At 37.4% G+C, this 455-nt stretch carries 1 protein-coding gene; it reads right to left on the bottom strand.

Annotated elements, in window-relative coordinates; translation table 11 throughout:
* Positions 1 to 391: transposase zinc-binding domain-containing protein (locus tag JUJ52_RS23180; RefSeq protein ID WP_483887877.1), on the bottom strand; the 391-nt coding region annotated here is incomplete at its 3' end.
* Positions 392 to 455: the final 64 nt, after the last annotated feature.

The raw sequence follows: 455 nt of genomic DNA, 5'->3' as shown, positions 1-455 counted from the left end.
CCGTGATTAGCTTCGCAGCTTCATCCATAAGGGGTTTCAAAAGCTCTCGATGCCATAGAAATATAGCCCGTAATTTTTCATCTATCGTAAAGATTACATGCCGATGGTTCACTTGTACTATATCTTCTGTAAGGACGCGACTCCATTCTTCACTTTCTCCTACAGAACACGTTGTACAAAAACGCCCTTTACATCGAAAAGGGACATGTCGAACGTCATGGCATCCTTCACAAACATAGAGTTTGAATCCATTTTTGGGATCTCCACAGTCACGAAATTTTTCCACCTCTTTAATGACAATTGGACGAATTCGCTCTCCATGTTTCTTCTTAAATGCTTCCCAATGTTGATGTTTATCAAAAAAGATTCGTTTCAAGATGTTTTTTTCCATATACTTAAAATACCACAGTAAGAAACACTCTGGTATAGCCAAATTTTTATACTTTCTTATCTTT

Source organism: Virgibacillus sp. AGTR (genome assembly GCF_016919725.2).
GTDB lineage: Bacteria > Bacillota > Bacilli > Bacillales > Amphibacillaceae > Virgibacillus > Virgibacillus salarius.
The sequence above is the reverse complement of the archived record's forward strand: the minus strand, read 5'-3'. Positions and strand labels throughout refer to the sequence as shown.